The sequence below is a fragment of the Bacillus cereus group sp. BfR-BA-01408 genome (assembly GCF_022663305.1).
In the GTDB taxonomy this organism is placed as follows: Bacteria; Bacillota; Bacilli; order Bacillales; family Bacillaceae_G; genus Bacillus_A; species Bacillus_A pacificus.
Genome location: NZ_JAKUFF010000009.1, coordinates 23,496 through 50,151 on the forward strand (window position 1 = coordinate 23,496; position 26,656 = coordinate 50,151).

Consider the following 26,656-nt stretch of genomic DNA (forward strand, 5'->3'; position numbering starts at 1 on the left):
ATATCGACGATTCGACAAAGAATATCGACTTATCAACAAATATCGACACGATTAAAATGAAGCTACCTTTTCTTCCGCCACTTCTACAAGTTCTAAAATTTGCAGCAGGCTCTCCACTTCATAAGTTGGCTTAACACTTGCCTTATTCTCTTTCAAACTCGGATTATACCAACACGTATCAATGCCGTAATCTTCTCCGCCTCTCATATCAGAAGTGAGCGAATCTCCAACCATTAGTACACTTGATTTATCCGTAATCCCAAACTTTTCAAATGCATAATCAAAAATCTCACGTGCTGGTTTTTGATGACCAACCTCTTCTGAAATAATAATATGATCAAAGAAATTACATAAAGGCGAATTTCCGATTCTAGATTGTTGCACTTTCGTATATCCATTCGTAATAATACCTAACTTGCAATCTTGTAGATTCTCACATAATTGCACTGCACCTTCTATAAGATGTACTTCTTTCCCTAAGTTTTCAAGGTATGCATCGCTAAATTGCTGCGCATCTACTTCTATATTATGAAGGGCAAATAATTGTCTAAATCGATCTACCGCTAATTCACTTAACGTAATCATTTTATTTTCTAAATCTCTCCATAATCCATTACTAATCTCTTTATAACTTGCAAGATAATCAGTATACCCTGTAGGCATACCGAACTGTACAAACGCATTATGTAATGCGTGTTTTTCCGTTTCAGGAAAATCTAATAATGTATCGTCTACGTCGAATAATATAACTTTGTATTTCATGATGTTCTCCTCAATTCCTATATTCTCATAGCCTAATTATAACAACAATAGTAAAAGGAGGCTAATCCAATAAGCCTCCTCACTTCTTATTTATCCTCTAACAATAACTCTTTCATTTCCTCTAACGACTCTTTCGTAAAGCCAAGTACTTTTTCAGCATACGCTTCAACTGAACCGTATTGCTTTTTTAATTCATCAATCGCAGCTTGTAAATACTCAGCGCGTGCTTCGAACATCGCACCTAATATCGCTCTACTCTCATCGTTTTGTAGTTTTGCACCTAAAAAGGCCATCATTTTCTCGTTTAACTTTTCACGGAAACCGTTACTTAGTAAATAATCTTCCATTACTGTTTTCTCTGGTACACCTAGTAAAAGTAATAATAATGCTGATCCAAATCCAGTACGGTCTTTTCCAGCTGTACAATGGTTTACTAACGGTAAGTTTTCCGGGTTTTGCGCTAAGTTTAAGAAGCTCACAAATGCTTCATTACCACTTACGAAATCTTGATTCATTTTCACAAGGTATTCACCTGGTTTCCCTAACATAGAAAGGTCACCAACTTGGAAAAACTCATTTATATTTAAGTCTTTTGCTAAGTCTTGCATAACTGGTAAGCACACTTGACGAGCTCCTGTAATCTCAGGGTTTGGCTTATGCTTCACTTCAAAGTCTGTACGGTAATCGCAAATTAACTTTAAGCCAGACTTTTGTAAATAGTCGATATCCCACTCTGTTAATCCTGCTAATTCTTCAGAGCGGTACAATTTGCCCCATTTTACTTTACGGCCTTCAAGCGTTTCATATCCTCCCATATCACGGAAGTTAAACGCGCCTTGTAATGGCAATCTACGCTCAGCTACTGTTACTGCTTGTCCATTACTACCTACTAGTCTAAAATATGGACGCTCATTTTCGCTCGGGTTTTCAATTGTATATGATGATTCTCCATTTACCGTTGCAAGTAATTCTCCATTTTCTTCAATATGATCTGGCGAAGTACTCCAATAAATGCAAACTTCCTCTATATTATTTTCCCACTTTATTTGTAACGTATTATCTTCATTTCTTTCTACAGTTGCTTGTAACCAATGTCTTTGCTGCCCCATTCTTTCACCAACGCTTTCTCTTATAATCGAATCTTATCCTATTGTATTATACGAATATCTACTTTGTCGTTCTCATTTTTCTTTTTATCTTACAAACAGGCAAAAAGTTCTTTTACTTGTTCAAAATTTGTACATGGATTACCGCGAAATACGTATGCGATTTGTTCATTACCTAAATCTTCGTATACAACTGTTCCGCGATTAGGGTGTGAATAAAACTCTAACCCGTTTATAATTTGTTTTGGGCCATAGTTCATTGTCCATGAAGAAATAGGATAATACGCTTTGTTTTTATGTCTACAAACCCAAAGTGCGTATAGTTTATTATCTTCGTCCCAATATACATACTGCGTTTCGTCATTTCCGAAACCGACCGATTCAAGTTTCCAATTTAGTTTTTCATGAATTAACAAATTTACATAGGATACGTCATCTGGAGCATTCCACTCTCTACATCTTCCTATCTCACCCATTTCACTTCTCTTCGCTTGAAAGCTTAATAAGTGAAATGGTGTATGTAATATCGTTTTCCCAAGCTCCATATTTACTGGTTGTAATTCAAATAGAAATCGTTCCATTTCGTCTTGGTTTACATATCCATGATCAACAGAAATTTCAACTTGTGTTTTCCATATAGATGTAACGTAACTTTCTTTTCCTTTATAATTTACACCTTTCCAATACACAAGCCCTTTATATTGAAAACAATCTCCTTTTGCTTGAGAAATACAGCTATCCGGAAATACTGGTTCCATTATATCGAGAAAAAATTCCTTTACTCGAAACATCCCAGTTGGAGTAACAACCTGAAACCAAAAAGTTCCCCACTTTTCACCTTCATAACGTTCTGAAACTTTTTCAATATTCCAGCCTTCTAACAATACATTTGGATACAATAACACGAATGAATACATGGATTTCTTTAACATATATAGTCCCCTCCCGCTATACGAGTTCGAGAGTATACATCATTCATCCTCCTAAAACTTTCTCACATATCTCTCAGTTGAACTAAGCAGCTGACATCCATTCTCTTCAAAAACATCCTTCATCCACTCATTTTGTGCATTTGTCTCACCGATATAATAAGATGCTCCTATTTCTTTTAAGACAAACATTGCTCCTGTAAAGAATGCTGTTTCATACCCTTTATTTCGCATATTTGGAGCGACGGCAAAATACATGAGTTTTCCTTCTTCTAACGTCCCCTTTTCAATATGCGGGATTACAATTCCTATCGGCTCTTCACCTACACTCGCTGTTAAACAATGTTCTTTCCATTGCTCCCCAATTTCTTGTAGCATCATATTTACAAATTGATCATAAGTGACTTGTTCTTCCGTCATCTCACTCCAAAGAGAATAAAAAGCATCTTCTCCTACTTCTTCAATCAACTTAAAATCAATTTCACTTTCTACATCTTCTACTTTATATAGATCCTTAAACACAATGATGTTTTCAGTAACATATTCAAACGAGTACGTTTCAAAACATTTTTTATACATATTATAATTGGGGCTTTTCGAAGAAATCTCAAAATGTAAGTTTTCTATTCCCTCTTCTTCAGCCTCAGCAACGCAATATTGCATGATTTCCTTTAATTGCTCTTCTGTAAAAATCTCTGCATTATTTTCTTTTATCATGATAGAAGAAGCATTTCTTCTTATTTTAAAATGTTTTTCTAACTGTTCTATAGTCGTCATATACTTCCCTCATCTATGTCATACTTGAATTTCTACTTGTTCTCCTTGCATGAGCAGGATTGTCCTTGAATATATAGAATACTAGAAAACATCGCATCTTTAAAGTGCGGAGGAGGTTCTCCATTGGATATTACAGCGCTGCAACAACAGTTAGAGCTTATACAACAAAATGACTATACGCAACTGCGACATATAGATATAAATGAATTAACGCTCCATATGCTTCAGTATATCGGAACGACTGATAGTTACGTTCGTTACCAGCTTATATATAAATGTTTTGTGCATTTTATTCATCATGAATTCCTTATGGATGATCAACTGAAATTACTGTTGCAAACTTGTTTAAGTGATGAATATTTATATTGTGACATTTACTCCCTGCATTCAGATGGGGTTTTCACACGTTCTTACACTGTTTCGTTAATTGCGTTAATACTCCAATTCGCTAATTCGCACTACTTTTGTACAGAGGAAGATATTGAAGAAATAAAAAACAAACTCATTACATACACAAACTTAGAAACAGATTTCCGAGGCTATATTGAAAATAAAGGATGGGCTCATTGTCTTGCTCACGTATCTGATGCCTTTACTGAAATTGTCCACAATTCTTATACGACCTTTGAATGGTATGAAGAATTAATTCATTGCTTATTAAATAAAATCTTCATTCCATCTGACCTTTTTCATAATAACGAAGATGAACGAATTGTTACGCCATTACTAGCAATGCTGTATCATGACTTCCCGCAAGATGAGTTAATTTCTATTATTCAAAAAAAAATAAAAAGGCTTCCCCAAATTAGAAAACGCCTTTCGTTAAATGAATATTGTATTTTATGCGCCAACATTAAAACCTTTTTACGCACATTATTTTTCAGAACGAAAGATGACCATAACTTAGCCTTTACAGCACGTAAAACAGAAAGAATGTTAAAAGAACTTCCTAATTATTATTAGCTATAAGGAGAACAACTATGGGGTATATCGAAGACATGAGAAATTTAGTAGGAAATCATCCACTAATTTTAATAGGTTCACACGCTATTATAGTAAATGAGAAAAATGAAATATTATTGCAGCTCCGTACAGACTTCAACCGCTGGGGCATCATTGGCGGCGCCTTAGAATATAACGAAACGTTAGAAGACGCTTTAAAACGAGAAGTATATGAAGAAACTGGACTTATTATTAAAAATCCAGAACTATTCCGTACATATTCAGGACCAGATTTCTTTCAAATCTACCCAAACGGCGATCAAGTACACGGTGTACTCGTTGTTTATATTTGCCGAGAATTTCACGGTGAGCTTGTATGTGATCAAACAGAATCAAAAGAATTACGTTTCTTTTCACTGAATGAGTTACCGAGTAATCTTCCTCCTGTTATTGAGAGGATTATTAAGGAGTTTCAACAATCCAATTTATACGTGAAATAGAATGGCTCTTCCTTTCATTTTATATAGCAATATAAAAACCTCATTTCTCGTCATGATAACGCGAAATGAGGTTTTTATCGTTCAGCGTAAATCTCTTTTTCCCCAAAATGATATTAACGTTCTTTTTCTACAACTTTATATCCCTTTACAAAAAGGATAGTGATATAAGAAACAATAAATGAAAGAATCGTATACATGCCAACCCAAAAGAAAAATGCTGCATTATACACTATAACATAAGAAAAATAAGAAATGTTACCATTGGCATCACGTAAAATGTACCTACTTTATATGTCACAGCTATTGAAAAAATACAAATAAGCGATGGATATATACAGAAAATCAAAATTGAATCACTCAATGGTATGTCCACATATCCATCAAGCTAAGATTCTTAATTATCCCCATAATAATACTAGAATAAAAGCCAAACGCTATGCATATTATGCAAAGTGTTTGGCCTTATTTACTCAAAAAAATATCCAATTGTATAGATAATCCATAAGTGGGCCGGATAGAAAATATAAAACATATATTTTGTGAATGCATTATTTACACCACGTTCTCCATTGTATAAAAAGAAGAATGGCAACGCAAATACCATCATCCATTGATTACCGTAACCAAATAGACCCATATCTGTAAAGAGTTCTCCGATCATAAGTAACGTCGGAACTTCTGATAATGAGAGCAATACATATGTGATAATTAACCACATTTTCTTCTCTCTAAAGAAATAGAAAATTAAAGTCATTGTCACTCCAAAAATACTTGCCTCTGTAAACATTCCTAATAACGCTACAATAATTATAGCTGGAATTCCTAGTAGATAATTCTTTGTGCACTTTATATAATCAATCACACATAATAACACGATTCCAAACCCAAGCGACAAGAAAATATTATTGTGGAGTCCACTTTCTCTTGGGAACATATACTGAATTAGTGCTGAACCCGCAAACATAATCGCTGCCCATATAAACACACGCGTAGCATACTTTTTACGATTTCGTGTATAGAAAAATCCTTCCACTACAAAATAGAAGAAAATGGGTGCTACAATACGCCCTGGATGATGCATCCACATTGGCATACCTGGAATGTAAGTATATACATGGTCAATGACCATAAGGACCATTGCAAAAAACTTTAATTGAAAAGCATTTAACCTCATAAAAATATAAAACCTCCACTTTATATATTACTCAAATACTATTAGTCCTCTAGGAAAACTATATTGTTTCTTACATCAACCATATACTTATATAAAGTTTCTATAGTAAGAGCATCTCTTATTTATCCAAGGGGTTCTTTTTCATGAAAAGAACCCCTTGAAAAGTATAATTTCAGGTATAATTTCTATGTTATTTTTAGATCAAGCACCTATATTATTAGAATCATGCATTGTTAATTCATAAGTTTTTTCAAATAACTTCGTCGAATGATGAAAAAACTTATAACAAATAGCAATAAAAATATTCCTACACCTATTGCTGTGACCCCATAAAGCGCGGATGAAAACTGGTTACGCATTGCAAACATAATTCCACATAGAAGAATAGATGCAAGTACAAACGGGATAAAAATTAATGTCGCTAACTCCTTGGTCACAACAGAAGCTAATTCTTTTATAGAAAAGCCAAGTTTTCGTATTCCTGCATATTTTCCTTTTTCTCCTTCAATTGCCATTTGCAGGTAAAAATAAAGTATACTCATTGCTGCGCTCAAAAAGATAAGACTCATCATAAAACCGATAAAGAATAAGAGACTTACCGTGAACTTCTCTGTATTGTATAGATTAATTTTCGAATGAATTTGGCGCTCATACTGTATTGGGGTAATTTTAGAGAAAATGGTTTCAGCTAATTCGTTTTTTTCAGTCCAATGCTCAACCTCATAAGAAAATACTTTGAATATAGGATAATCAATGGTTTCATAAACCGCATCTGGGACAATGTAGTATACCCTTTGTACACCTGACATTAAAATATTTTGTTTCTCAATTCCTGCATATTGAAGTTCTCCAAACGGATAGTCATGAATTAATTCCGTACTTGGAAGAATATTTTGATATCCTGCTACAACATAGTACTCATCATCTTTTAAGAAAAGAGTTTTATGAATGCTAAATGCATTATAATTTGAAACCGACATAAAACCGATATTCTGATTTTTATCTGTTTTAAATGCAGAATAATATGCCTCGTATTTACCTTGTTTTGCTAATGTATGTTCAATGAATGAAACGTCTTCCTGCTCACTTTCCGGCTTATTTCCTGGAAGTGAGATATATTGAAAGCTGTACGGTTCTAATGATTCCACTCTCTTATCTATATTGTAATAAGAACTGTACAGTACGTTTGTACATAAAAATACACCTAACAATAAGATAGTTAATAAGTAGATAAGATGGGCATGTGAGCGCCCTTTGGCTTTAAGGTTCGAAACATAAAGCATATTTGTTTTTTTGTAGTATGATGGCTGCTTTTGTAATACACGAATCGATAGCAACATTCCCTGCGTGATTATAAAATAAATGGCTAATAGGGAACTGACAAATAGTAAAAGGTAATAGACCATTCCAGGTGATTCAATCCAATTCAGTTCTAAAATAAGTGATAATGCTAAAAATCCACTCGTTATTACAGATAGTAACAACTTCCATGGTGCAGGTGTTATTAACTTTTCCTGTGTTACATCTGTTTTTAACAGAAGAACAGCTTCTTCCTTGTTAATAAAACGTGTTATAAATTTAGAAACGATACAGAATAAAATTGCAAATAAAATAGTCGTTAATACGATAGCTTGTACTGGTATATACATACCAAAGCTACTCGCTTGTAACACCTTTTTGGTAATCATTAAAAACAAAGGGGCGATTACAAGCCCAAGCACAATCGCTGTTAGGATTGCTATACCAGCAATAAACATATTTTCTCTGAACAACATCTTACGCACTTGCTGCATAGATGCTCCAGTAATCATAAAAATGCCAAGATTTTTAGTTTTCTTTTTCAAGAATGAAAACATCGAATAAATGATGAAAACGAATGAAAAAATATACACAATAAAGCTCGTAAGCATCATTACAAGGCTAAGTGTACTTCCTATTTGAATGGTCGCCACCATTGGATGGAATGCTATAATCGAAAATAAGAAAAATATTAAAATGGAAAATACACTGCTTAAAAAATAGGAAATATAGGTCCATTTATCGCGCAAAATATTTTGAAGGACTATATGATTAAAACTCACGCTGACCACCACCTAAAAATGTAAGTGTATCCATGATTTCCTGATAAAACTCCTTTTTATTATTGCCTCGATGAACTTCATTATAAAGAATACCGTCTTTTATAAAGATTACACGATGTGCAAAACTAGCAACATAAGCATCATGCGTCACCATTAAAATAGCAGTGTTAAAGGTCTTATTAATTGACTCAAACAATGTCATAACATCATTTACCGCTTTAGAATCTAGGTTTCCAGTTGGTTCATCGGCTAATAATAACCCCGGTTCATGAATAACAGCTCGTGCAATTGCCACACGTTGTTTCTGTCCTCCTGAAATTTCAAATGTTCTCTTTTTTAAAATCCCTTGAATCCCTAAAAAGATTGCAACTTTCTCTAGACGTTTATTCATTTCTGTAGCCTTTACAGAGTCGAGTGTTAAAGGTAATAAAATATTTTCCTCGACTGTTAAAGTATGAACGAGATTAAAGTCTTGGAATACAAATCCTAATTCTGTGCGACGAAACTTCGCTAGTTCCTCGTCATTTAATTCATAAGGATTTTTTGAATTAATTGTAACGGAGCCATTAGTTGGGCGATCGATTGTTGAGATGCAATTAAGGAACGTTGTTTTTCCACTGCCAGAAGGACCCATTACTGCAACGAATTCATTTTTGTCTAAATGAAAATCAATACCCTTTAACGCTTTGTAGGTAATTTCTCCTGTATATTCCTTTTGAAGCCCTTTTACATTTAAAATGGTGTTTGACATCAGTACTTCACTCCTTTGTATCTTTCAGTATTTTAGTATAAATATGCTTGTTGCTTCTTAACATCTCTCAATGTGACAGGAAGATGACAAAATTGTCACATTCAAAACGGCTACCTTATTTGGTAGCCGTTTCTATACTTCTTGAGAGATCTATTGTAAATGTTGTTTCATTATCTTTAGAATGTAGGTGGTATGGATGATTTAATGTAGTAAGGATACTTTTTACTAAATAAAGACCGATACCAGTTGCTTCCCCTTTTATACGTCCTTTGGTTCCTGTGTAAAATAATTCAAAAACACGTTTTATTTCACTTTCAGGTATCGTTTCTCCTTTATTTTTAATGAACAACTGTCCATTTTCATAATGGATCATAATAGCAGAATGTTTTTCGCCATATTTAACTGCGTTACTTAATAACTGGTAAACCACAACCTTTAGCCATTTACGATCTGAATAAAGCAATATATGCTCCGGTATAGTGCTTTTAGGAAAGATTTCTTCCTCAATAAAATAATCCCTTAAATCGTTAATAACTTCCTGTACAATAAGTTTTAACTGGATTGGTTCTATTTTTAAATCTGCTAATAATTTAGTAGAGCGACTATACGTTAGTAACTGATTTAAAGAGAAGTTCAGTTTATCACATTCAACTTTTACTTTTTGCCACTCTGCAAGGGAATTGGGTTCCTTAAACTGATTAGACTGTATAAGCAACTGAATGACAGAAAGTGGCGTCTTCATTTGATGAACTGCATGAGAAATCATTAATTGCTGATTATGTAAAGAACTCTTATATTCCTCTTCTTTTGATAAAAATAAGGATTGAATATATTGCAACTGAGTTGCGTATGCTTTCTCGTATGGAGCAATTGGCTGATAAATCATGAAATTGTCCGTATGGATGGCCTTGTTCTCAATATGCGTATACATTTTTTTACGACGTAAATAACGACAAAAAAGTAGTACGATCAATAGAGAGAAGGCTAGAAATATAAAATAAGTATAATGATTTTCAAAACCATCTAATCTATGAATCACAATTGGTAAGCTAATAAATGTAATGATATACAAAATAATAAAGCTCATATGGTCTTTTAAAAATAACTTCATGTGAATTTCTCCGTTAATTGATAGCCAATTCCTCTAATAGTTGTAATTTCTAAAGTAGAATGAATGGCTTCTAATTTCTTTCGTACTCTTGCAATATTTACTGTTAAGGTATTTTCCTCAACAAATTCTTCCTCATCCCAAATTGCGGTAAGTAGTTGCTGTCGTGTTACAACATTAGGAAACGCTTCAAAGAACATTGTACATAGCTGGAGTTCTTTTATCGTTAATAGCTCCTCCTGATTAGGTGTGCATAATCGTACAGTGTCCAGGTTTAAAGCTGTATTTCCTATTTTTATAATTTTCTCCTGTACATTTCTTGCATATTCGCCATATATACGACGAATTTGTCCATTAATTTTTGCAAGTACCACTCCTAATAAAAAAGGTTTAGTAATGAAATCATCAGCCCCATTTTCAATGCCATACACTTGATCCGCCTCACTCATACGAGCAGAGAGAATCACAATAGGACAATTCGATAGTTGTCTTATTTTACGCGACCAATAAAAACCATCAAAGGCAGGAAGGGTAATATCCATAATGACAAGGTGGGGTTGAAAATCCCGAAAAATTTCTAATACCTTTTGAAAATCTTCTACAATGAGGCAATGATAGCCATATTTTTCAAGATGGTTTTTTAGTGTATATGCAATACTCATTTCATCTTCAACAATCAATAATTTATACATTTCATCCTCCGATTTATTTATTAACTTTGTCTCATACCTTAATGTTAAACCATTATTGCTTTTGCTCAAAATGAGACCATTCTTATACTATATGGAGTGGCACCATATACCCATCAACTTAAAGGTTTTATAACACCCAAAAATGAAAAAATGGACTTTTTTAATACAAGTTAGCACAAAATTTCGTTTTGGGGGTAGTTGTATTTTCTTAGCTTGATGGTGATGTGGCGGTACCCCATCGCTATCAAGCTAACAAAACAAAATATCCCCTAAAATAAAAAAATACTCCCCCTTTAATAAACAGAGTTTTATTTTTTATCTGTCTACCTAATGGGGAGCATATCAATTCTTTTTCGTAAATAGATTCTTTTTATTTGCCTTAACATGTTAGTTCAAACGATATTTTCTATCAAATTTTAACTCATAGCTACACTTATCCCACTCTTTTATCTTCGCTTTCTGATTTATGCAATATAGATTCCCCTTCAACATCTATATTTGGAAGAATCTTATCCAGCCATTTTGGCATATACCAAGCTGCTTTCCCCATCAATGTCATAACGGCCGGAACAATAGTCAGCCTAACCACAAAAGCATCAAATAGAACTCCAAATGCTAGACTCATACCTATAGCCTTTACCATTGGGTCTGGCATAAGCATAAAGCCGAAAAATACAGCTATCATGATTAATCCTGCTGCAGCTACAACTTTTCCGCTGTCTCTCATCCCTGCAAGAATAGCTTCCTTTGGATTACCTGTATGCGTGTAAACTTCCCGCATACGACTTGCAAGAAATACTTCATAGTCCATTGCTAAGCCAAAAAGGATACCAATTGTAAGGATTGGCAAGAAGGCAAGAATTGCACTAGAAGAAGGGAAACCAAATAAATCAAGAAGATTTCCATCTTGAATAACAAACACGGCAAATCCTAGTGTTGCAGCCAATGAAAGCAGGAAACCTACAACTGCTTTTAAAGGAAGTAGTAGGGATCTAAATACTAACACTAAAAGAACGTATGCTAGTCCTACTACAAGCACTGCGAATATAGGTAATGCTGTATTTAGCTTTTCTGTTATATCTATATTGACCGCTGTTGTACCAGTAACTAATAACTCAATGTCATTTTCTTTTTTTGTTGTATTCGATTTGTCTCGAATATGTTTCACAAGATCTTTTGTTTCTATATCATTTGGTCCCGTTTTTGGGGTCACGGTGATAATAAAAACGTCACCAGAAGAATTAGGGAAGGCTGGTGTTACACTCTTAACATTCTTTAATTCACCAATTTCTTCTGTAATCTCCGCCATTGCTTTTTGTGTCTCTTGTGGGTCTTGTTTTTTACTATCTATTTTTGCTGCCACAACTAGAGAAGAGTGAACACCTTCTCCATATGCTTCTGTCATGAGATCATATGCTTTTCTTTCTGTTGTATCTTTTGACATGGTATCCCCGTCATCGGGCAGTCCTAGGTTCATATGGAAAAAGGGAATACTAATGACAGCAAGTAATGCAATTGCCAGGAAAGACATAACTAACGGATGTTTTGTGACAAGTTTCCCCCATTTATTCGAAGGTACTTTGCCTGCTTTTACACCTGTGATTTTTTTTAGGAATTTATTTCCTGAAGAAGGATGAAATCTATGCCCTACTATTCCTAGTATAGCTGGAAGTACGATGATGGAAACCAATACAGCACATAATATACTAATAGATGATACTGCTCCCATCTTAGTTAAAAATGGAATCTGCATGACGGATAATCCAAGAAGTCCAATTATTACAGTGATACCAGCAAAGACAACAGCACTCCCTGCAGTTCCAGTTGCTATAGCAATAGATTCTTTAACGGAATGTCCTTCACCAAGTTGTTGTCTAAATCGAGTCATAATAAATAAAGCATAATCAATTCCAACGGCTATTCCTAACATGATAGCTACTGAAAGCGATAGATCCTGTAATTCAATATAATTAGAGCCTATCATTACTACGAGCATTCCAGTTCCTAATCCTATAATAGCAGTGATAATAGGCATCCCAGCTGCTAGGAAAGATGTGAAGGTAATCGCCAAAATTATAAAGGCAATAACTATTCCAACAGCCTCGGATTCACCACTTGATTCGACTACAGAAAATTTCACATCACCGGTTAACTCCGTTTGGATTCCCTTGTCACGAGTTTGTTCAATTTTGTTTAATACATTCTTCTTAGATGATTCCTTTATATCTTCAGCATCATTTTTATAATTTACAACAGCATAACCCATGGTATTATCTTTGGTTAAATTTTTAAGTTGTATAGGGGTTACAATTGATTCAACATTTGAATCATTTTTTTTAATATCAGATAAAGTATCCGTAATCACTTTATTTATCTGTTCCGAATCTAATGTCTGATCCTTTGGAGCTTTAAAAACTATTTTAATTTGAGCACCAGCACTTTGAGATTCAGGGAATTCTTTTTCTAGCAACTTACTTGCTTTATCAGCTGGTGTACCTGGAATCGTTAACTCATCATTGAATGAGGGACCTAAACTTCCAGCTAGTACCCCTAAGATGAATAAAATTCCTAAGGTACTAAAAACAATCCCCTTCCCGTGTTTTGCTGCCCAATTACCTAATTTGTAAAGATACTTTGCTATTTTAATCTCCTCCAACTTCGTTATTTACAATAGTAAGTACATGGTACTAAATGTTTTTTTGTATCCCTTATGTACTATTGGAATTTTATTCCTACAGGAAAAACGAATTTTTGTATACATTGACAGAAATCAAATTCCCTTTATAGAATAAGCATAGTCATCATCTAAACATTTGTATTAACATTAGTACTTACATATGTAAGTATAAAAGAGAGGGGTGGTTTTTCAAGCACTTTTAGTTTAATAGAAGCTAAAACTAACAAAATGAAAGGATGTGTTAGCGCTGAGAAACTCACGTCAGGATGGTATATACTCCCAAGAATACATTACAGAAGCTTTGGGTCTGCTGCTGCAAGAAAAAAAATTGGAGAATATAACAGTTACGGATCTTTGCAAAAAAGCTGGAGTTGCAAGAGTTACATTTTACAAATATTATCGTACCATTTACGATGTGCTTAATGCCTCTATGCAAAAAAGTATCGACAAATTTTTAGAAGAAATTACTTATTTGGATTCTCATGAGAGTCTTCAACTTTTTATAGAAGGTTTAATAAATTTTATGGCCAATGAGCGTATCCTAATGAAAAATATAATAGATTCCAATATGTCTGGTCTTCTTCTTGATTATGTTAATTCCGCAATAAAATCTGTATTTGAAACAGACAATCCGATCAGTAATAACATGAGCAAAGCTCAAGCATTATTTTTTATTGGTGGATTCTTTAATGTCTTCATTGATTGGATCAAAAGATCGTCAAGGGAGTCTCCTCAATCTTTAGTTGAAAAAATATATGAGATGTTCCCAATAAAAAAAGAAATATAGAAAATTTTTTCTTCTACTAACCTGCCCCTTTTTGTGAAATAAAAATAGCTGCCAAAATGGCAGCTATAATCAAAGAAAGTCTTTCTTAAGGGTGTTGAAAATTTATTTAATGTTATTGGCATTCCCTTTCAAAATGAAAAATATCTTGATTGATCAATTGATGAAAGTATTTATCCATTTCTTCTGCTGAAACACTTTTTCTATTTTGTAACCACCATGCAATTAACGTTCCAGTGACACCCGAATAGAATTCAATTAACTCATTTGGTATCGTATGATTTTTACAAAGTCGATTTAATTCTTGATTCTCCTGTTTCTTCATTTCACGAGTGTGAGAATGTACAAAGTTACTAAATTGTTCATCATCCATTTGCGACTCAAATATTTCACTAATCTCCTTATGATGTAAGAATTGTTCCATCACTTGAAATGGCTTACTTAATCGATTTAAAAGTGATATTGTCGAAGCTTCTTCTTGATATTTTTCAAATCCAAATGCCACTAACGCATTTTTATCTTCAAAATGTTTATAAAATATTGTTCGATGCACCATTGCACGATCACAGATTTGCTTGATAGGGATGTGGCGGCACCCCCTAATAGGATTTTCCGGTTTATCTTCATTCTTTTCTATTTCACTAGATAACAGATTCTCACCCACTTTTAAAGTGTTTTTTTCAGCTAGTTTTTTCAATCATAGCAACGTTTTTCCCTACTGTTTTTGACGTAATTCCCTCTCCTTCAACTTTATATATCAAACTCAATGTCTTTGTCTATGTAACAAAAATAGCATTTCTTACTACTATTACAAGGATAATTCTCATAAATATTTGCTGGTCTTGAGCAATCTTTGATTACTTTTTTTAAACCGATATATATTCGTTGACTTCCAGACCAACAATGTAGTAAAAATTGTATGCCCCACAAATAAACCAATTCCTTAAGGTACAAGGAATTGGTTTATTTGTCCTCATTACTCTTGCTAAAATAATTTACAAATTATATGTTGTTTTTATTTGATTTTCCTATGCTAAGGAACTATTGGCAGAAGCTATGATAAATATTTAATTTATAACTAACATTGTTTTAACTCAGATTCTTACTCTTGTCTAAAATTATTCCAGATTTTTATTGAGACAATAGCTATTAAAGTGAATGATATGAATGTATATATCACGCACACGTCGCTAGAAGAAGTACCGATGAACTACGTGCATCCATTATATTCACTTCGTTGGCAGATTGAAATTTTGTTTAAAACGTGGAAGTCACTCTTTGAAATTGATGAATGTCAAAATATAAAAAGAGAACGCCTAGAGTGCCATTTATATGGACAACTCATTGGCATTCTCCTCTGTTCTTCTACGATGATTCAAATGCGTCAGTTTCTGCTTGAAAAGAAAAAACAGGAGCTAAGTGAATAAAATGTTAGATTGTTATCTCAATCTGATTTCCTTCAGGATCACTTACTACACTTTCGTAGTAACCATCCCCTGTAGTACGCGGGCCATTTAACACAGCGTATCCTGCTTCTCTTAATGTATTCGTTAATTCGTTCACCTTTTCTTTACTACCTACAGAAAAAGCAATATGCGCATATCCTATTGTTTCTGTTTGTAATGCATCCTCTATCCCTACCCGCTTCATAAGTTCTAGACGCGCACCACCTTCAAAAGTTATAAAATAAGATTTAAATTGCTTTTTTGGATTATGATATAAGCTATTTTCTTCACCATTAAAATATTGTTTATAAAAATCACGCATTCCTACTAAATCATTCACCCAAATTGCTACATGTTCAATTTTCATAATCGACACCTTTTCTTTTATGTTATTCAACTGACAATTGGATGCTTCATTGCCAGGACATTTAATTTTCTTTATTTGTTCTCGTAATCATAAGATCAAGTCCTAGACTTTTTAATCCATATAAATAATCTTCTTTCCAATTGCTCACTGTTATTTTCGGAATATGTTCCGCCGGAATGTACTGCGGACAAGTTTTTACAATTTGATCTATAACAAATTGATTCACTTCATCATCACAGAAGATAAAGGCATGAGGGTTAATAATAGCTATACATGTAGCTATTAGACGAGTAATAGCATCTATATTATATTCCTCTGGATTATTCGAATCTTCACTTCTCAAAGCTTGTAAGAAATTTTTATTATCATACTGCGGTACGAAAGATATCTCTCCTGAGAAAAACGTACTCCCTCGTACGACGTCTCCATTTACCATAATCCCCGCACCTGGTCCATTTTGACCTGAATATAAATATACAAGAGAGGAATTTTCATTATTTCCAGTATTTTTATGATAACCGAGTACTGCGGCATTCATATCGTTTTCTATTACTACTGGTATAGAAAACTGTTCCTCCAAATGACTTTTCAAATTAAAATTTTGGAACTTTTCATATCCAGGAATATAAAAAATACGACCATCATCAACCGAACCAGGCACACCAATTGATATAGAGCTTATTTTCGGGAATGTAGCGATAAGACCTTCAATATGTTTAGATAATACATTTACGCCCGTATCAATTAGCATACTTGAAGTACTTCCTTGTTCTTTTACTTCCCCTAAACAGTTAAAAATTGTATAGTTCGTCTCATTTTTTTCTAAAAATATCGCTAAACCTAACATATATTCTGGATTATATTCATATCGTTTCGCTCTTCTTCCACCACTTGAATCATCTAAACCGACTAAAGTGACTTCACCATCTTGTTTCATTTTTTCTATAAATTTACTTATCGTTGGAAAACTAATTTCTAATGTATTACTAAGCTCAACTTTCGTTGCACTACCTCGCTCTAGAAGAGCTGTACGAATGCCGCGAAGGATCGTTTCTTTAATCGATTTTTGAGTAACAAATTGTTCACTCAAATCGCTCACCACCTTAATCAACATACTTATTAAACACTTTTAATAAGTTGCGTTGACAATATATCATACATCATTTTCTAAAGCAATAGAGGTGATATATTTCTACTAGCCGTATTCCGAATGCTTCCCCTAGTATACTTAAAAGTTGTGTATAACCTATGATAGAAACTTACAGCAAACGAAAAAACCGGCAAAACAAATAAGAAAAAGAGCGTTTCAAGAAGCAAGCAATGTCTTTGTACAATTGTCCGCACTCTTTTTCTTCATATGAAACACCTTTCACATTGTCTATACGATACGACACCCGTTTATTCATATACCCATGAAAAACGATTTCTATAAGTCTATCGTTTTAATAACCTTGGCTGGGTTACCACCAACAACTACATTATTAGGTACATCTTTTGTCACAACTGCTCCTGAAGCAATTACAGCGTTGTCTCCAATTGAAACACCAGGGTTAATAATAGCGCCCCCGCCGACCCAAACATTGTTACCAATCTTTACAGGCTTCCCATATTCTTTGCCAGAATTCCGCTCTATCGGGTGTAAAGGATGCGTAGCAGTGTAAATGTGAACCCCAGGTGCAAACATACAATGATCACCGATTCGCACTTCACAAACATCCAAAATCACACAATTGAAATTTGCGAAAAAGCTCTTTCCAACATGAATATTGTAGCCGTAATCACAACGAAAATCAGGATTAATTTGAGCTTTCCCATCAGCTGAAGAACCTAAAAGCTGATTTAATAATGTAAAACGTTGTTCATCCCCTGTCTCCATCGCCTCGTTATAAAGACGTGTTAAACGTTTTGCCTCCACCCTATCAGCTACTAATTCTTCGTCATCTGCAATATACATTTCTCCCGCTAACATCTTTTCTTTTTCTGTTTTCATAGAATCATCTCCTTCGCAATCAAATGAACCCTACTTATTAAAGATGTTTAATAAGTAACCCTATAGTAGCATACTTTTTAACATATGCAACTAAGAAGTTTCAAAAGAATATGCGAACTCTTTGCTTTACTGATCGATATGACGAATAAGTTATAGAGAAAAAAGAGGGAACGCTCAGCGCTCCCTCTCAAATCCAATCCGTTTCTTAATTTCTGTTAAATTTACCTTCGCAATAGCCCGCGCCCGCTCAGCACCTTTTTCCAACGCTTCATATAATAAATTCGGTTCATTCATATACATAGCATATTTCTCACGTGGCCCAGCTAATTCACGGTCTACAACGCGGAATAACTCTTTTTTCACATCGCCCCATCCGATTCCAGTCTCATATTTTTCACGTAACGACTGCATTTCACCCTCTGTCGCAAATTCTTTATAAATTGTAAATAACGTTTCTAGTTCTTTCGGTTCATTTGGAAGTGAAGAATCTGTTTTGATTTTAAATATTAACTTTCGTAGTTTTTCTTGCTCCGCAAATAATGGGATTACATTCCCATAACTTTTACTCATCTTTCTTCCATCAAGACCAGGTAAGATTGCACCTTCTTCTTGTATAACATACTCTGGAAGTTTAAATGTCGTGCCGAATGTATGATTAAAATACGTCGCAATATCGCGCGCGATTTCAATATGCTGAATTTGATCTTTTCCGACAGGTACATGCGTAGCTTGAAATAGTAATATGTCAGCCGCCATTAATATTGGATACGTATATAACCCCATATTCACTCCGGCATCGACCTCTAAACCCGCTTCTTTATTTTGCTCTACCTTCGCTTTATACGCATGAGCACGGTTCATAAGCCCTTTCGGAGTTAGGCAAGCTAATATCCAAGCTAATTCTAGAATCTCTGGTACTTCCGTTTGCCGATAAAAAATAACATCTTCCCCAAGTCCAAGTGATAACCAAGTAGCTGCTACCTCTTTCGTGTAACTACTGAACTGACTCGGATTATGCACAGCATTTAACGCATGATAATCCGCTATAAAATACAATGCTTTTCCTTCATTCTTCTTTGACATTTGCAACGCAGGTTTAATTGCACCAATATAATTTCCTAAATGCGGATAACCCGTCGGCTTAATTCCTGTTAACATTATTTTGTCACTCACCCTAACTCCTCCTTTCTCAAAATAAAAAGAGTCCCTCATCCTTAAAAAAGGACGAGAGACTCCCGCGGTACCACCTTAATTAGCTATCTTTATAGCTCACTTCACACTTCAATAACGGGAAGTAACCGTCTTTACCTACTCATTTCAGTTAGAAGCTCCAGAGCCCATTCCATATTCATTCCTTGCTGATTCCCACCACACATCAGCTCTCTGAAAAGTTTCGAATATGTACTCTTCTCTTTCATTGCTTTTCGTTATTTTTTACAGTTTATCACATTTAACTTCCAAATAAAGCTAAATTTCCTTTTTTATATAGCAGGAATTTTCACTTTAATTGTCTAATACTATATAGGTTTGCAGAAATACTCGAAACAACTTTGGAGGTTTTTTCATGGTAAAATATATATCCGTTTTAGGTTCCACAGGATCCATCGGCACATCGGCATTAGATGTCGTTTCAGCTCATCCCGAACATTTTAAAATCGTCGGTTTAACCGCAAATTATAATATTGAGCTTCTTGAACAACAAATCAAAACGTTTCAACCTCGCATTGTAAGCGTCGCGACAAAAGAATTAGCAGACACGCTTCGTACGCGTATTTCAGCCAACATAAAAATCACATACGGAACAGATGGCTTAATTGCGGTAGCTACTGACCCTAATTCAAATCTTGTATTAAGTTCCGTCGTTGGTGTTTCAGGATTACTCCCAACAATTGAAGCATTAAAAGCGAAGAAAGATATTGCCATCGCTAATAAAGAAACGTTAGTTGCAGCTGGTCATATTGTAACTGAACTGGCCAAACAAAACGGATGTCGTTTAATTCCAGTCGATAGCGAACATTCAGCTATTTTCCAGTGTTTAAACGGAGAAAATAATAAAGAAATTGACAAATTAATCGTTACAGCTTCTGGCGGTGCATTCCGTGATAAAACACGTGAAGAAATGAAAACTCTACAAGCAAAAGATGCTTTAAAGCACCCAAACTGGTTAATGGGGGCAAAATTAACGATTGATTCTGCCACATTAATGAATAAAGGATTCGAAGTAATGGAAGCAAGATGGCTATTTGATATTCCTTATGAAAAAATTGATGTAATGATTCATAAAGAAAGCATTATTCATTCTTTAGTAGAGTTTATCGATGGATCAGTTATAGCACAGCTCGGTGCTCCTGATATGAGGATGCCGATTCAATATGCGTTTCACTACCCTACTCGGCTACCTTCTTCCTATGAAAAATTAAATTTATTAGAAATCGGTAGTTTACATTTTGAAAAACCAGATTTAGAGAAGTTTCCTTGTCTACAATACGCATATGAATGTGGCAAAATTGGTGGTACTACTCCTGCTGTATTAAACGCAGCAAATGAAATTGCGAATGCACTATTCTTAAAAAATGAAATTGCCTTTTTTGATATTGAAAAAACAATTTACAAAACAGTTGAAGCCCATCATAACGTAAAAGCTCCTTCACTAGATGCTATATTAGAAGCAGATCAATGGGCACGCCAATATGCAAATCAATTATTAATTAAAAAGAGCTAAAACAGATTATACTGTTCTAGCTCTTTTTTTCACGTATTCAACTTAACAAATCGATAACCATGCGTTACTAACACCTTTAATATCGCATACCCTGGAATTGCTAAAATAATCCCCATAATTCCAAATAAATTTCCGGCAGTTAAAATAATAAAGATGATAGTAATCGGATGAATATCTAACTTTTTCCCCATAACTTGCGGAGAAATAAATTTTCCTTCTGCTAATTGTACGACCATCATTACGATAATTACCTTTAAAACCATTGCTGGCGAGTCAATAAATGCGATAATTAACGCTGGTGTAATTGCAATGATTGGTCCTACGTACGGGACGATATTTACAATCATCGCTAAAATAGCGAGTAGTACCGCATATTTAATCCCGATAATAAGGTAACCAATTAATAGCATAATACCGATAAATAAGCTAACGATAATTTGCCCTCTAATATACGAGCTAATCGCATAATGCATATCGTCTAGTATTCTCATCGCTGCTGGTCGTCTTTGTTCTGAAATAAACTTTAAAAAGTGATTCGGTAATTGCTCACCATCTTTTAAAAGATAGAACAATATAAATGGAACCATTACAAACGTTAGAACGACCTCTGTAACAGTACTTAAAAATCCAGTTACATTTCCTGTTACTGATGATAAAGATTTCGTAAAATCAACTGTATAGTCTTTTACCATACTTGCTACATCAATATTTAAATTCTCCTGAATTTTCCCTAGTAAATTACTTTCTCCAAATCTACGTGCTGCTCGTTCGATTTCATGACCGAAATACGGTAAGTTATCTATCAATGCATCAATTTGATCTTTAATGATCGGGATTACTGTAACAACTAAAAATACAAATAATCCTAGTACGATTATATATATAGAAGCTATTGATACAATTCTCGAAACACCTTTCTTTTCTAAAAGTGAAACGAATGGATGCAAAATGTAAAATAGTACGCCCGCTAATAATACTGGGAAGAAAATTGTTTTTAAAAAGACGATAAACGGTGTAAAAACAAATGATATTTTTGTTAGTAATAATATGTTAATGAACAATAATGCAAACCCAAGTAATACTGCTAAATAATTGTGTTCTCTAAAAAACTTTTTCAACTTATCTCGTTTTCTTAAACTTACTTTCTCCAATAAAACCACCTCTTCGAATGATGAAAAGCCCTTATATAGGGCTTTTCATCATAATATAACTCTTTATTTCCTTGCAGCTTTCACTACAAATGATACAATAAGAACGAGCACAATTGATCCTAATAAAGCTGGTATAATATGAATACCACCTAGTGATGGACCCCAATCTCCAAATAATTTACCGCCTAACCAGGCTCCTAATAAACCAGCAATTATATTTCCAAACATGCCAGCAGGAAAGTCTTTACCTGTAATAGAACCTGCAATTGCACCTATAATAGCACCAACTATTAATGTGATAATCCACCCCATCTTTAGTCCTCCATTTCTATTATAGTGTAATTCAATTTAGCTACTAACTTATTGTGTAACTATGTAATTATTATATCCAAAAAAGAAAAATCTTGTCAAATCTATGAAAATACAGCCAACAAGGAGGTTTCTATTCTATGATTCAAAAATTAATAACAACTTCTCACAAAACTGCAACTTCTATTTTAAGCATTCAAATACCCGCTTATGAAATTGAGGCAAAATATATAAATAGTACAGCTATCCCTCGCCTTTATGATACTGTACCCGATATTCAATCATGTGATGAAATTTTCTATGGCTATTTTTATGAAGATACACTTGCCGGGTTCATCTCTTTTAAAATTGAAAAAGACGAAGTTGATATTCATCGTTTAGTAGTATCACCTGATCATTTTCATAAGGGAATTGCTACAAAATTACTGCTTTATGTATTTGACATGTTCTCCCCTTCCAAAACATATATTGTACAAACAGGAAAAGAAAATACACCTGCTCTGTCTTTATATAAAAAACTTGGCTTTATTGAAGTAAAGGAGATCATATTACCCGATGGAGTCGTGTTAACCTCACTTAAAAAATCAGAAAACAACAAATAGTTTGACTCATCATTTTATTTATGTTATCTTTTACTTTATAAAACCTTTTGCTGAGTCCAAAATTTGGAGCGGGGGAACCATTTTTGTAGCTTTGCTACTTGGGGCGAATCTTATTTAAGTAGGGAAACTCTCACTTCCCGAGTCCGACAGCTAACCTCGTAAGCGTAATGGGAGAGGAAGGTGCTTTTTGCCTATGTTACACATTTTGCCTCCTTAATAATAAATATGGGATCGATACCAAATAGTCACCTATATTTATAGAAAAGGAGAAATGTATAATGTTACGTTTATCTGATCACGCAATAAAAATGATGGAGCAAAGACTTCGAATAGAAAAACAACGCACATATCAAGCAAATAAAGTTGTAGATAACTTACATCACAAATACTTCTTTCAACATATTTTTCAACCGAAAAGATAAAGAAACCATACGTATAGTATAATGTAATACAAAAAGCTTTGCGATTCTAAATCGCAAAGCTTTTTGTATTACTATTAAAAATAATTTTCCATTAACTTATTCATCCAATCTGGCACACGAGCATTTTCTCTTGTATCAAAAGCAGCAATATATGGTTTTATATCTAAAATTGCCGTTCGATCATTAGCGTCTAATCCTTGCACAGTCATAACGTTATTATCAATTGATAATATTTCAACAGTAGTAATTCCAATAGGGTTTGGGCGATGCTTTGTCCGCTGAGCAAAACATCCCTTTTCATCAAAATCACTTAATCCCCTTGGCTTTCTAGCCCACAAATGTTTGTTTTCTTCTTGAAAATCATTCATATAAAAAATAACAATTGCATGAGGATAATCCTCAAGACCTGCTAATCCTCCAATATACTCTGGATATATTTTGATGTTTGAAATAATACTCCCCCAATTACAATACACTTTCTCATCTATAGAAGATTGTACTTCACCAATCTTCACCATACTCACATGAACCATTTTCCTCCCCCTTCATATAACACTACCTACTTTCTCGCCTTCACAATAAAAGTAGTTGGCACCATCCTAGCTTTATATAAAGAATAATACTTCGTAGAAGGTTCAGCTATTTCTTCAGCAAATGTACTAGCTGGTTCAGGCTCTTCAATCCTCTCAATTGTAAATCCCGCTCTATGTAACTCATTTATGTATGTACTCATTTTTCTTTTATATAATGTTGCTTGTACATCCTCCCCTTTAAATGTTTCAAACGTAATAGGAGTTTCTTCATGATAAGACGAACTTAAAGCAATCTCCTCTGTTCCATACATTAAGTTTGAATATACGGGATGCTCCCAGCTAAAAACAAAGCTTCCTCCTGGCTTTACATATGAATATATCAGTTCCAACGTTTTTCTTAAATCCGAAGTCCATCCTAATGCATAAATGGAGTATACAATATCAAAATAATCTTTCGGTATATCCCCTTCTTCTTCCATTGCTCCACATATTAACTTTGAATCCCAACTCTTTAACGTTTCATTCGCTGTTTTAATTTGCTCACTTGAAAGATCAAGCCCCCATACTTCCTCAGCGCCATGTTCAGCCATATATTGCAACGAATGCCCACTCCCACATCCAATATCAAGTACCTTTTTACCTTTAATTGAATCGAACAAATGAATTTCATCTTCAGACGCCGTATAAGGACCATATTTCGGTAAACAATCCACTTGAAAGAAATATGGTGCAACTGTATCCCAACACTTTTTATTTAAAGCTAACATTTGTGTACCCTTCATATGCTACATTCCCCCATCCAATTTTCTTCCCCATAATATAAATTAGACATTATAACCCGATCTCCCTTTTCTCTTCGCCCTGTAATTTTTTACTTTCGCGATTGTTCCACATGCTCTTCCTCCTTCTTCTCCAGCATACATACCGCACCATCTTTTACTTCCATTTCGTGAATTGTCATAAAATACCCAGCGGCAATCTGGACATGCTTTTAACCTCCCCCATAAATTTTCTTGAACTGCTATTAAAACAATGCTTAATACTTTTGTATATACAGTTTCTTCATGTATCGGTTCATATGTAATACCTTTCATATCTTCCTTTATATATACATGAAATGGATATTTCTCTAACCACTTTTGCAACGATCCTTCTCCTTCAATTGTCATCCGAATATCTTCTCGAAAACTTTTTAATTCCTCTATCGTATGAAATGGAAACTCTTCATGAAAATATTCTTTCATAAAGAGCTTTATATCCTCTTCTGTTTGCAGCAAATCAATTGCTTCTCTCGTATCGTTTGGTATTCTCCATGTATTTAAAAATTCTCGAATATACTCTAATTCGTTTGGTGCGTTTTGGCTCAATTCCATTCACCTTCTTCTTAAAATTTACTTTTTTCTGACTTTGTGTATAATTATAATATAAAATAGTTAACCATCAAATGATTTTACTGGTTACATAATTAGGAGGGGTTTTATGAAAAGTTTCTCAATACCGATACGTTTCATGCTTATTTCTTCATTTTTTATGTCTTTTGGGTATTTTGCAGTATACGCATTTTTAGCTATTTATCTATTAAGCTTTCTTCATTTTTCAACTTTTCAAGTCGGAACAGTGTTGACAGTTATAATAATTACATCACGGGTTATCCCTTTATTCTCAGGTTTAATTGCTGACAAAATAGGCTATATCATTATGATGATAGCCGGATTATTTTTAAGAGGAATCGGATTTATCGCTTTAGGAATATGCTCTGATTTCTATACAGTTTCTATTTCTTCTGCACTTATTGGCTTCGGAACTGCATTTTACGAACCTGCTGCGCGCGCTATATTTGGCTCACAGCCAGCTCATTTGCGAAAAAATTTATTTACATATTTAAACCTTAGCTTTAATTGCGGTGCAATAATCGGACCAATTGCAGGAGGGTTCTTACTCTTACTCGATCCAATCTATGCTTTCTCTCTAACAGGGTCTCTTATGCTGTTATTTGCTTTAATCTTTTACTTACTTAAAAACCACTTCCAAGTCACTACTGAAAGTACGTCTATTGCATTAGGAATACAGACTATCTTACAAAACAAGTCTTTCCTTCTGTTTTCATTTATCATGATCTTCTTCTATATTATGTTTACTCAGCTTACTGTCGCACTTCCACTTCATATGAAAAACATTAGTAATAGCAATCAGCTTGCTACATTAGTCATTACGATAAATGCAATAACAGGCGTCATATTTATGGTGTTATTTCGAAAACTCTTTCACAAATACAACACGCTTTCATTTATTAAATACGGTATTTTATTAATGAGTATTTCCTTTTTACTCATCCCTTTATTTCAACACCCATATTGGCTATTTATTTGTGTAATTTTCTTTACAATTGGTGAAACACTCGTATTACCTAACGCTGATATCGCTATTGCAAATTACAGTAATGAATCATATACAGCTACTTTCTTCGGATTTTATCAATTATCACTCGCATTTGGTTTTATCATCGGTAATTATACCGGTACATGGTTTAAATCCAAATTAAACGGAATGTATACACCATGGCTTATTTTCGGGGGAATAGGACTTATTGGTTTTATTTCACTTCATATTTTAAATATAAAAAAAGAGCGCTCTAAAGAAGATATATACCTACTAGAAAAATATTGATACTCAACAATAAGTAAACTTTTCAATCTCCCTTAAATTTGATTTACACCCTGCCCTGATTTACATATTATGGTACAATCAAAAGAGTACTAGCTAAACATTTACGCTCCACACTAGCAGTCTAACAATGCCAAAATCAAAAATTACATAGAATCGGGGGGATGT

26 protein-coding genes, 4 pseudogenes, 1 riboswitch and 1 other annotated feature are annotated in these 26,656 nt (G+C 34.0%); of the genes and pseudogenes, 8 read left to right on the top strand and 22 right to left on the bottom strand.

The genetic code is table 11. From position 1 onward, the window contains the following. Window positions 1–51: 51 nt before the first annotated feature. The 4 genes from MR083_RS07000 to MR083_RS07015 all read right to left on the bottom strand — a co-directional run bounded on the left by MR083_RS07000 (window position 52) and on the right by MR083_RS07015 (window position 3,574). Window positions 52–762: a YjjG family noncanonical pyrimidine nucleotidase gene (locus MR083_RS07000; RefSeq protein ID WP_242268791.1), complete on the bottom strand. Its 711-nt coding sequence runs from the start codon at window positions 760–762 to the stop codon at window positions 52–54. Window positions 763–848: 86 nt separating this feature from the next. Then, a complete protein-coding gene (locus MR083_RS07005) occupies window positions 849–1,871 on the bottom strand; it encodes a tyrosine-protein phosphatase (protein WP_242268793.1) in 1,023 nt (340 codons plus the stop codon). An 89-nt stretch (window positions 1,872–1,960) separates the two neighbouring features. After that, window positions 1,961–2,800: a hypothetical protein gene (locus tag MR083_RS07010; RefSeq protein ID WP_242268794.1), complete on the bottom strand. Its 840-nt coding sequence runs from the start codon at window positions 2,798–2,800 to the stop codon at window positions 1,961–1,963. Window positions 2,801–2,851: 51 nt separating this feature from the next. Next, the gene (locus MR083_RS07015; protein WP_242268796.1) at window positions 2,852–3,574 is read right to left on the bottom strand and encodes a GNAT family N-acetyltransferase; all 723 of its coding nucleotides are present in this window, start codon (window positions 3,572–3,574) and stop codon (window positions 2,852–2,854) included. 123 nt (window positions 3,575–3,697) lie between these two features. On the opposite strand from MR083_RS07015, the gene MR083_RS07020 reads away from it, so the two are divergent. Both MR083_RS07020 and MR083_RS07025 read left to right on the top strand, forming a co-directional pair. Next, entirely contained in the window at window positions 3,698–4,537 is an 840-nt protein-coding gene (locus MR083_RS07020) for a DUF2785 domain-containing protein (RefSeq protein WP_242268797.1), read from the top strand. A gap of 17 nt (window positions 4,538–4,554) precedes the next feature. Then, window positions 4,555–5,016, top strand: coding sequence for an NUDIX hydrolase (locus MR083_RS07025; protein ID WP_242268799.1), 462 nt, complete (start codon window positions 4,555–4,557; stop codon window positions 5,014–5,016). A gap of 113 nt (window positions 5,017–5,129) precedes the next feature. Here MR083_RS07025 and MR083_RS07030 read toward each other — a convergent pair. The 7 genes and pseudogenes from MR083_RS07030 to MR083_RS07060 form a co-directional block, all read right to left on the bottom strand. Continuing rightward, window positions 5,130–5,377 (bottom strand): annotated as a pseudogene (locus MR083_RS07030) (YbeF family protein). Between the two features lie 105 nt (window positions 5,378–5,482). Further along, complete coding sequence (locus tag MR083_RS07035; RefSeq protein WP_242268801.1) at window positions 5,483–6,190, bottom strand: TraX family protein; 708 nt, start codon at window positions 6,188–6,190, stop codon at window positions 5,483–5,485. Between the two features lie 233 nt (window positions 6,191–6,423). After that, window positions 6,424–8,271 carry an FtsX-like permease family protein gene (locus MR083_RS07040; protein ID WP_242268803.1) on the bottom strand — a complete coding sequence of 616 codons (1,848 nt, stop codon included), beginning with the start codon at window positions 8,269–8,271 and terminating at the stop codon, window positions 6,424–6,426. Next, window positions 8,261–9,022 (bottom strand): ABC transporter ATP-binding protein, encoded by a 762-nt coding sequence (locus MR083_RS07045; protein WP_088328093.1) that lies wholly within the window; start codon window positions 9,020–9,022, stop codon window positions 8,261–8,263. The genes MR083_RS07040 and MR083_RS07045 overlap by 11 nt, the downstream gene beginning before the upstream one ends. A gap of 115 nt (window positions 9,023–9,137) precedes the next feature. Further along, window positions 9,138–10,133 (bottom strand): sensor histidine kinase, encoded by a 996-nt coding sequence (locus tag MR083_RS07050; protein ID WP_242268804.1) that lies wholly within the window; start codon window positions 10,131–10,133, stop codon window positions 9,138–9,140. Then, a complete protein-coding gene (locus tag MR083_RS07055) occupies window positions 10,130–10,822 on the bottom strand; it encodes a response regulator transcription factor (protein ID WP_242268805.1) in 693 nt (230 codons plus the stop codon). The genes MR083_RS07050 and MR083_RS07055 overlap by 4 nt, the downstream gene beginning before the upstream one ends. A 433-nt stretch (window positions 10,823–11,255) precedes the next feature. Next, window positions 11,256–13,463: an MMPL family transporter gene (locus tag MR083_RS07060; RefSeq protein ID WP_396022293.1), complete on the bottom strand. Its 2,208-nt coding sequence runs from the start codon at window positions 13,461–13,463 to the stop codon at window positions 11,256–11,258. 274 nt (window positions 13,464–13,737) lie between these two features. Here MR083_RS07060 and MR083_RS07065 point away from each other — a divergent pair, with 274 nt between their 5' ends. Further along, the gene (locus MR083_RS07065; RefSeq protein WP_242268808.1) at window positions 13,738–14,286 is read left to right on the top strand and encodes a TetR/AcrR family transcriptional regulator; all 549 of its coding nucleotides are present in this window, start codon (window positions 13,738–13,740) and stop codon (window positions 14,284–14,286) included. Window positions 14,287–14,398: 112 nt separating this feature from the next. Here the strand turns inward: MR083_RS07065 and MR083_RS07070 are convergent. Both MR083_RS07070 and MR083_RS28150 read right to left on the bottom strand, forming a co-directional pair. Next, window positions 14,399–14,869: pseudogene (locus tag MR083_RS07070) on the bottom strand (TetR-like C-terminal domain-containing protein); the annotation flags it as partial. A gap of 36 nt (window positions 14,870–14,905) precedes the next feature. Next, window positions 14,906–15,032: pseudogene (locus MR083_RS28150) on the bottom strand (ABC transporter permease); the annotation flags it as partial. A gap of 414 nt (window positions 15,033–15,446) precedes the next feature. Here MR083_RS28150 and MR083_RS07075 point away from each other — a divergent pair. After that, window positions 15,447–15,707, top strand: a pseudogene (locus MR083_RS07075) (transposase); the annotation flags it as partial. A gap of 7 nt (window positions 15,708–15,714) precedes the next feature. Here MR083_RS07075 and MR083_RS07080 read toward each other — a convergent pair. The 4 genes from MR083_RS07080 to MR083_RS07095 all read right to left on the bottom strand — a co-directional run bounded on the left by MR083_RS07080 (window position 15,715) and on the right by MR083_RS07095 (window position 19,297). Further along, entirely contained in the window at window positions 15,715–16,095 is a 381-nt protein-coding gene (locus MR083_RS07080) for a VOC family protein (protein WP_000687577.1), read from the bottom strand. A 61-nt stretch (window positions 16,096–16,156) separates the two neighbouring features. Beyond that, complete coding sequence (locus MR083_RS07085) at window positions 16,157–17,185, bottom strand: ROK family transcriptional regulator (protein WP_000003040.1); 1,029 nt, start codon at window positions 17,183–17,185, stop codon at window positions 16,157–16,159. Between the two features lie 336 nt (window positions 17,186–17,521). Next, window positions 17,522–18,085, bottom strand: coding sequence for a maltose O-acetyltransferase (locus MR083_RS07090; RefSeq protein WP_000845605.1), 564 nt, complete (start codon window positions 18,083–18,085; stop codon window positions 17,522–17,524). Between the two features lie 174 nt (window positions 18,086–18,259). Beyond that, complete coding sequence (locus MR083_RS07095; RefSeq protein ID WP_116733384.1) at window positions 18,260–19,297, bottom strand: tryptophan--tRNA ligase; 1,038 nt, start codon at window positions 19,295–19,297, stop codon at window positions 18,260–18,262. Window positions 19,298–19,302: 5 nt separating this feature from the next. Beyond that, window positions 19,303–19,512 (bottom strand) — a binding site (T-box leader). Between the two features lie 137 nt (window positions 19,513–19,649). Between MR083_RS07095 and MR083_RS07100 the strand changes: the two genes are divergently transcribed. After that, entirely contained in the window at window positions 19,650–20,807 is a 1,158-nt protein-coding gene (locus MR083_RS07100; protein WP_242268811.1) for a 1-deoxy-D-xylulose-5-phosphate reductoisomerase, read from the top strand. Window positions 20,808–20,836: 29 nt separating this feature from the next. Here MR083_RS07100 and MR083_RS07105 read toward each other — a convergent pair whose 3' ends face one another. Next, the gene (locus MR083_RS07105) at window positions 20,837–21,958 is read right to left on the bottom strand and encodes an AI-2E family transporter (protein ID WP_016718087.1); all 1,122 of its coding nucleotides are present in this window, start codon (window positions 21,956–21,958) and stop codon (window positions 20,837–20,839) included. 63 nt (window positions 21,959–22,021) lie between these two features. After that, window positions 22,022–22,270 (bottom strand): GlsB/YeaQ/YmgE family stress response membrane protein, encoded by a 249-nt coding sequence (locus MR083_RS07110; protein ID WP_000539716.1) that lies wholly within the window; start codon window positions 22,268–22,270, stop codon window positions 22,022–22,024. A gap of 137 nt (window positions 22,271–22,407) precedes the next feature. Between MR083_RS07110 and MR083_RS07115 the strand changes: the two genes are divergently transcribed. After that, entirely contained in the window at window positions 22,408–22,869 is a 462-nt protein-coding gene (locus MR083_RS07115) for a GNAT family N-acetyltransferase (protein ID WP_242268813.1), read from the top strand. Window positions 22,870–22,907: 38 nt separating this feature from the next. Next, window positions 22,908–23,050: riboswitch (cyclic di-AMP (ydaO/yuaA leader) on the top strand. Window positions 23,051–23,147: 97 nt separating this feature from the next. Continuing rightward, window positions 23,148–23,291, top strand: coding sequence for a hypothetical protein (locus MR083_RS07120; protein ID WP_000945243.1), 144 nt, complete (start codon window positions 23,148–23,150; stop codon window positions 23,289–23,291). A gap of 74 nt (window positions 23,292–23,365) precedes the next feature. Here the strand turns inward: MR083_RS07120 and tsaA are convergent, their stop codons facing one another. From tsaA to MR083_RS07135, 3 genes are read right to left on the bottom strand one after another with little or no spacing between them, the layout of a single operon-like run. Beyond that, window positions 23,366–23,824: a tRNA (N6-threonylcarbamoyladenosine(37)-N6)-methyltransferase TrmO gene (gene tsaA / locus MR083_RS07125; protein WP_242268815.1), complete on the bottom strand. Its 459-nt coding sequence runs from the start codon at window positions 23,822–23,824 to the stop codon at window positions 23,366–23,368. 26 nt (window positions 23,825–23,850) lie between these two features. Further along, a complete protein-coding gene (locus MR083_RS07130; protein WP_242268817.1) occupies window positions 23,851–24,606 on the bottom strand; it encodes a class I SAM-dependent methyltransferase in 756 nt (251 codons plus the stop codon). Between the two features lie 42 nt (window positions 24,607–24,648). Continuing rightward, window positions 24,649–25,191: a CGNR zinc finger domain-containing protein gene (locus MR083_RS07135; protein WP_061183613.1), complete on the bottom strand. Its 543-nt coding sequence runs from the start codon at window positions 25,189–25,191 to the stop codon at window positions 24,649–24,651. A gap of 112 nt (window positions 25,192–25,303) precedes the next feature. On the opposite strand from MR083_RS07135, the gene MR083_RS07140 reads away from it, so the two are divergent. Further along, window positions 25,304–26,491 (top strand): MDR family MFS transporter, encoded by a 1,188-nt coding sequence (locus MR083_RS07140; RefSeq protein WP_000834832.1) that lies wholly within the window; start codon window positions 25,304–25,306, stop codon window positions 26,489–26,491. Window positions 26,492–26,656: the final 165 nt, after the last annotated feature.

What these genes read in the sequence shown, in the direction of transcription:
- MR083_RS07115 (WP_242268813.1), top strand. Translation starts at nt 22,408, where the DNA reads ATGATTCAAAAATTAATAACAACTTCTCACAAAACTGCAACTTCTATT.
- MR083_RS07010 (WP_242268794.1), bottom strand. Translation starts at nt 2,800, where the DNA reads ATGTTAAAGAAATCCATGTATTCATTCGTGTTATTGTATCCAAATGTA.
- MR083_RS07015 (WP_242268796.1), bottom strand. Translation starts at nt 3,574, where the DNA reads ATGACGACTATAGAACAGTTAGAAAAACATTTTAAAATAAGAAGAAAT.
- MR083_RS07090 (WP_000845605.1), bottom strand. Translation starts at nt 18,085, where the DNA reads ATGAAAACAGAAAAAGAAAAGATGTTAGCGGGAGAAATGTATATTGCA.
- MR083_RS07110 (WP_000539716.1), bottom strand. Translation starts at nt 22,270, where the DNA reads ATGGGGTGGATTATCACATTAATAGTTGGTGCTATTATAGGTGCAATT.
- MR083_RS07000 (WP_242268791.1), bottom strand. Translation starts at nt 762, where the DNA reads ATGAAATACAAAGTTATATTATTCGACGTAGACGATACATTATTAGAT.
- MR083_RS07140 (WP_000834832.1), top strand. Translation starts at nt 25,304, where the DNA reads ATGAAAAGTTTCTCAATACCGATACGTTTCATGCTTATTTCTTCATTT.
- MR083_RS07055 (WP_242268805.1), bottom strand. Translation starts at nt 10,822, where the DNA reads ATGTATAAATTATTGATTGTTGAAGATGAAATGAGTATTGCATATACA.
- MR083_RS07035 (WP_242268801.1), bottom strand. Translation starts at nt 6,190, where the DNA reads ATGAGGTTAAATGCTTTTCAATTAAAGTTTTTTGCAATGGTCCTTATG.
- MR083_RS07025 (WP_242268799.1), top strand. Translation starts at nt 4,555, where the DNA reads ATGGGGTATATCGAAGACATGAGAAATTTAGTAGGAAATCATCCACTA.
- MR083_RS07095 (WP_116733384.1), bottom strand. Translation starts at nt 19,297, where the DNA reads ATGAGGGACTCTTTTTATTTTGAGAAAGGAGGAGTTAGGGTGAGTGAC.
- MR083_RS07120 (WP_000945243.1), top strand. Translation starts at nt 23,148, where the DNA reads ATGTTACGTTTATCTGATCACGCAATAAAAATGATGGAGCAAAGACTT.
- MR083_RS07050 (WP_242268804.1), bottom strand. Translation starts at nt 10,133, where the DNA reads ATGAAGTTATTTTTAAAAGACCATATGAGCTTTATTATTTTGTATATC.
- MR083_RS07005 (WP_242268793.1), bottom strand. Translation starts at nt 1,871, where the DNA reads ATGGGGCAGCAAAGACATTGGTTACAAGCAACTGTAGAAAGAAATGAA.
- MR083_RS07130 (WP_242268817.1), bottom strand. Translation starts at nt 24,606, where the DNA reads ATGAAGGGTACACAAATGTTAGCTTTAAATAAAAAGTGTTGGGATACA.
- MR083_RS07045 (WP_088328093.1), bottom strand. Translation starts at nt 9,022, where the DNA reads ATGTCAAACACCATTTTAAATGTAAAAGGGCTTCAAAAGGAATATACA.
- MR083_RS07080 (WP_000687577.1), bottom strand. Translation starts at nt 16,095, where the DNA reads ATGAAAATTGAACATGTAGCAATTTGGGTGAATGATTTAGTAGGAATG.
- MR083_RS07100 (WP_242268811.1), top strand. Translation starts at nt 19,650, where the DNA reads ATGGTAAAATATATATCCGTTTTAGGTTCCACAGGATCCATCGGCACA.
- tsaA (WP_242268815.1), bottom strand. Translation starts at nt 23,824, where the DNA reads ATGGTTCATGTGAGTATGGTGAAGATTGGTGAAGTACAATCTTCTATA.